Annotated in this window: 5 protein-coding genes and 1 pseudogene; 3 read left to right on the top strand and 3 right to left on the bottom strand. The window is 57.0% G+C overall.

All coding sequences use genetic code 11. The features are described from left to right. Together N554_RS0130270 and N554_RS0130265 are read right to left on the bottom strand one after the other, a co-directional pair. Positions 1 to 305: hypothetical protein (locus N554_RS0130270; RefSeq protein WP_029586866.1), on the bottom strand; the 305-nt coding region annotated here is incomplete at its 3' end. An 84-nt stretch (positions 306 to 389) separates the two neighbouring features. Next, on the bottom strand, positions 390 to 1,154 hold the full coding sequence (locus N554_RS0130265; RefSeq protein WP_029586865.1) for a glycoside hydrolase family 25 protein: 765 nt from the start codon (positions 1,152 to 1,154) through the stop codon (positions 390 to 392). A gap of 230 nt (positions 1,155 to 1,384) precedes the next feature. Between N554_RS0130265 and N554_RS36760 the strand changes: the two genes are divergently transcribed. The 3 genes from N554_RS36760 (at position 1,385) to N554_RS0130245 (ending at position 4,239) form a co-directional block, all read left to right on the top strand. Continuing rightward, a complete protein-coding gene (locus tag N554_RS36760; RefSeq protein ID WP_197033805.1) occupies positions 1,385 to 1,747 on the top strand; it encodes a DDE-type integrase/transposase/recombinase in 363 nt (120 codons plus the stop codon). A 473-nt stretch (positions 1,748 to 2,220) separates the two neighbouring features. Further along, on the top strand, positions 2,221 to 2,874 hold the full coding sequence (locus N554_RS0130255; RefSeq protein ID WP_029586864.1) for a hypothetical protein: 654 nt from the start codon (positions 2,221 to 2,223) through the stop codon (positions 2,872 to 2,874). A gap of 594 nt (positions 2,875 to 3,468) precedes the next feature. Further along, a complete protein-coding gene (locus N554_RS0130245; RefSeq protein ID WP_036054664.1) occupies positions 3,469 to 4,239 on the top strand; it encodes a peptidoglycan recognition protein family protein in 771 nt (256 codons plus the stop codon). Positions 4,240 to 4,427: 188 nt separating this feature from the next. On the opposite strand, the pseudogene N554_RS0130240 reads toward N554_RS0130245, so the two are convergent. Next, a pseudogene (locus N554_RS0130240) lies at positions 4,428 to 4,680 on the bottom strand (IS630 family transposase); the annotation flags it as partial.

The following is a 4,680-nucleotide window of genomic DNA, read 5'->3' as shown; positions in this document are numbered from 1 at the left end:
TTTTGCGCGGAGCGATAGATGGTCTGCTGTTGATCGAGATTGAGCAGTCCGGATGCATCCGGAGCAAAGTCTACGAGTGTTGAGAAGAGGTAAGACTGGTCGAGCAGCCGCTTTTCCTCTTCTGCTGTGGCTCCCGATCCGAGGCCCTTTGAAGCGAAGTCGAAGTCGGTTGCCTCGAACGGAACGCCAGGCGAGAACCAAGTCACAAACGAGTTGGACGACGGTTTCAGCTCATCGTCGCCACCAATGAGGATTTCCACTAACTGGGCGCGGAGCGCTTCTGAAAGTTCGTTTAAAGTGGGCATGGCATTCCCTCCCGTAAATGGCCTCGCCGTACCAATTGCGGCAGCTCCTATGATGTAAGCATCGGGCAACCGGACACGTACAATTTACCGATCGACAGTGATCACCTGGGCGCACACTTTGTTCAAAAAGTCTGACAGCGTGCCGAATAGAACGACGCTGATGTCGACTTTCCCGAAATTTTCTATTTGGCGGGGATAACCCGGCAGTGCCGCAGCTCCATCACCGCAATATTGCCACATGGCTACACGATCGAGCGTCCAGCCAGCGCGCTCGTACATCTCAGCGGGCAAGGTCGCGGTGTAGCGCGGAATCCAAAGCCAATCGCAACCCATTCGATCGTTGATCGACTTGTCGCGCATTGCACCATTGCCATAGAGCATGACCTCTTGCCCCGAGCGTTCCTTGACACGCTCCGCCCAGGCAGTTGTGCAGTCTATGATTTGCTGTGCAGATGCGTCCCAGTTGGAATTGCGTGGCTTGGTCCGACCCTGCGCATCCGGCTTCCCATCGTTGCCGAGTTCAACATCCACAATTGGGATGATATCGCCAACGTCAAACCCGCCGGCGCTATCCACGGTATCCAAGAAGAAGTCAGCTTGCGCCGCTCCATCATGATCAAATTTGAGAAAATGGTATGCGCCGCGGAACCAAGTTGTCCCGTATCGATCAGCACCTATGTCCTTAAAAGCGCCCCAGTTCGTCTTGAACCAGTTAGTGGTAAAGGAGACGCTTTCAGTAGCCTTGATTATCCCGCCGACGAAATTGGGCGCATCTACTACAGCCTGCCAATTTGGCTGGCCACCAAGATCTCCGGAATAAACATCAACTAGCAAGTTGCGCTCGCCCATGAGGTATCTCCTCGTGCATGATCGGGCGGCATCACCTGTAACATTACATCATAGATCAAACACATGCAATGTGCGACATGAACCCAGATGGACCTCCGCCTGAAGAGGCCATCGTCTGCTGTATGTCGACAGTGGACCGCTGCAGCTTAAGCCAGGCAACAGGCCGTAGGCGGTCGCGGCACTGTCAAAGCAAACCGGGCGGGGCAGGGCGGTGCTGCTGGCCAGTTCGGATGAGCAAGCCTGCCAACCCGTTTCGCTGCTTCAATTCATCACCCGAGGTGATCCGCCTGGTGGTGTACGTCCGGTTTCCCCTGTCGTTGCGGAAAGTGGAAGACCTGCTCTTCGAGGGCGGGATCGACATCTGCCATGAGACGGTTCGGCTCTGGTGGAACCGGTTCGGGCCGATGTTCGCCGGTGAGATTCGCAGGCAGCGCGTCTCGCATTTGCGTGGCTTCCGGCAGTGGCGCTGGCATCTCGACGAGATGTACGTGAAGATCAATGGCGAGATGCACTACCTGTGGCGAGCGGTTGATCACGAGGGCGAGGTACTGAGTTCTATGTCACCAAATCCCGCGATAAAGCTGCCGCTTTGAGCTTCATGAAGCGCGCATTGAAGTGCTTTGGCAGGCCACCAATGCCCCGAAACCAGCGGCCACAGAACATCCGCGACCCTAAAGCACCTGTGGGCCTCGTAGACCCACGCGAAACCGGCGATTGTGCAGGTTCACCGCCCGCATCATGGGATTTCGTGGGTAATTTCACTGATGCCATTTGCTGGACTCTGGAGAGTCACTGAGTGCCCTCTGGATCGCCCGCTACCTTGATAGCGGGGAAGGAGCGCAGACGAGTCCTTGGAGTACTGCCGGCGTGTCTCACGCCGAATGTCCTTCAGCACTCGTACTGCCGGCGCTTTATCCGGCCCGAATTTCAGTTTCATTTTCGCTCCTTGCGGCTACGATGAACCAGAAATCCTCCCTTCGTGAAGACCCTCAGTTTGTCTCATGGGCGCTGACGGGGAACAGGTGAGGTCAAATCGCCAAGTGAGGACGGAAAGGAAAGATCGGGGATGCTTGCGCGGTACATTATGCCCCTCTTTATCGTTTGGCTGGTTGCTCTCAGCGGCTCTCTCGCGAATGCAGGAGTCAACAGCGAAAAAGACAAACAAACTGCGCGCTCCGCATGGGCGAAGGCCGTTTCACTGGCAAAACAACGAAATACCGGAAACACCTGCGAAGCGGACGCTTACCAGTCGACCATTCTTTCAGAAATGGGCGTCGCCGTGAAGCTCTCCCCCCATCTCAGGAACGAAGTCGTAACAGGCAAGTCGACTTCGGCCAAAGCTCTCCGCAAAGCACTCGCCGGCAACCTCATGCTCTCCGACCTGATTGGAGAAATGAGCACGCCTAAGGAAGTCGCCCGAGCGATGGTCGGCTCGGTTTGGTACTCAAAAGATGGCGGCGTAATGGGCTCGCGCTCGATTCTCCGCATCAAGAAAACTCATGTGCGAGAGCTTGTGGTCGACTCTGAGACATCCAAAAGGCGTCCAGTGATCTGGGCTTACAGTTTCGACGCCAAGACCCGAGAACTGACCCTCTCGAATGGTATGAGCATCCGTCGCTATACGCTCGAGAAAGCCAGCGAGACTACCGAGTACCAGCTGACTATCTCCGATGCGAACGAAGTCGGTTACAGTAGCGAACCAGATGATTGTAGCGCTTAACGGTATGCTGATGATGAAGATATGAACGCGATCTTCGTGCAACGGGAGGGATCTCTGCACCGCCGTTGGCGCTCGCCGGGCAGGCGCGAGAAGCGTGGATTATGGTGTCATTGTCGCAGAGGACTGTGTTCCTATGGCAAGGAAAATGGCCGGGTCAGCTACCCACCTCTTGAGGCTCCAACAGCTGCTGTTAGTCATACACGCCTCGCGTCTGTCTTGCGAGAAGGTCGGAAATGCGTGAATATAACTTGCCAGCCGTCTGCGGAATCCGGATAAAATTTCGCGTGCTCGAATTTGTTCACGAGCAGAGCAAGGGGGACGAAATGGCGAAGAAGACAACAAGTGCAAGCACCGTTGTAAAGCGCGGCGCTAGGGCATCAGCGGCCGCGAACGCGCATAGAGACGACGACGTTGACGGCTGCGACCTCGAATTCCGTGAAAGCGACGCGACTCCCGACCACGAGCTTCCGCCGGCAAGAGGCGGTGTGGAGGTAGTCAAAGGAAAGCGCGGACGAAGCGCCCGTCGATAACGCTCGAGGAAAGCGAAGCCATCATCGATCGACCGTTTAGTTGCGTGCCGTCGGAGAGGGTAGCATGGCTTTTTCATTGACGTGGTTGGCGCAAGTTCTGCTGGACGCGGGCCTTAGGGTCGCCGAGCAGCCGGATTGGAAGAATCGCGGTCGCGGCGAGATCGGCCCGATCAAGGGTGTGATCTGTCACCACACCGCGGGCGCGAGGAATAACAACATGCCCAGCCTGCGGATCATTACCGAAGGGCGCGATGACCTGCCCGGACCGCTGGCGCAGCTCGGTCTCGGGCGCGATGGCACCTATTTCGTCGTGGCCGCCGGCCGCTGCAATCATGCCGGCGTTGGCAATTGGCAGGGCATCTCGACCGGCAACATGAGCTTCATCGGAATCGAGGCCGAGAACACAGGATTGCCCAGCGATCCTTGGCCGTCGACCCAAGTGGATTCCTACCGCCGCGGCGTCGCGGCGATCTTGAAGAAGATTCGGGCCAATTCGATCATGTGCGCCGGCCATAAGGAGTACGCGCTGCCACTCGGCCGCAAGAACGACCCGACGTTCGACATGAACGATTTCCGGATGCAGGTGGCTGCCATCATGTCTGGCAGCGCGCCGGACCCTTCGGTGATCCCTGCCGCGGACGGCGCGGACCGTCCGACGTTGAGACGCGGCGCCACGGGTGACCTGGTCAAGGAAATCCAGAGCAAGGTCGGCGTAGCCGCGACCGGCACGTTCGATGCGATCACAGAGGCCGCAGTCCGGCAATTCCAGCGCGAGCAGGGCTTCGTTCCCGACGGTATCGTCGGGCCGCGGACCTGGGCTACGCTGCTGGGGTAGTGGGCCGGAATGCCGGAGGCCTGTGCTTTCCAAAAATTCCATCCGGCATAGATTCGCGGCCCGACGTGGAGTGATCGTGCTTGTGTGTACCGAAAACCTTGTCCAGGTTGATGACGTGATGGAATCACCTAAGCTGGCGGAATGATCGGGCTGTTTTGTTTCGCTCTGGCCGTTCTAGTTACGTGAATCTAAAATTCGCCACATAAAGTTTGCTGAGCTTTGTGACAGAAGCGTTTGACTGAAGCCAAAATCTGGTCGGCCGACTTGGTCCATTTGAAGGGTTTTGGGTTTTTGTTGTGCAGGTCGATGAAGGTACGAATGTCGGCCTCGAGTTGTCTGACGGAGGTGTGAACGCCTCGCTGGATTTGCTTTCTGGTGAGTTCAGCGAACCAGCGCTCGACCTGATTGATCCATGATGCGGAAGTCGGCGTGAAGTGGACA

Origin of the sequence: Bradyrhizobium sp. URHD0069 (genome assembly GCF_000701345.1) — a bacterium.
GTDB lineage: Bacteria > Pseudomonadota > Alphaproteobacteria > Rhizobiales > Xanthobacteraceae > Bradyrhizobium.
The sequence above is the reverse complement of the archived record's forward strand: the minus strand, read 5'-3'. Positions and strand labels throughout refer to the sequence as shown.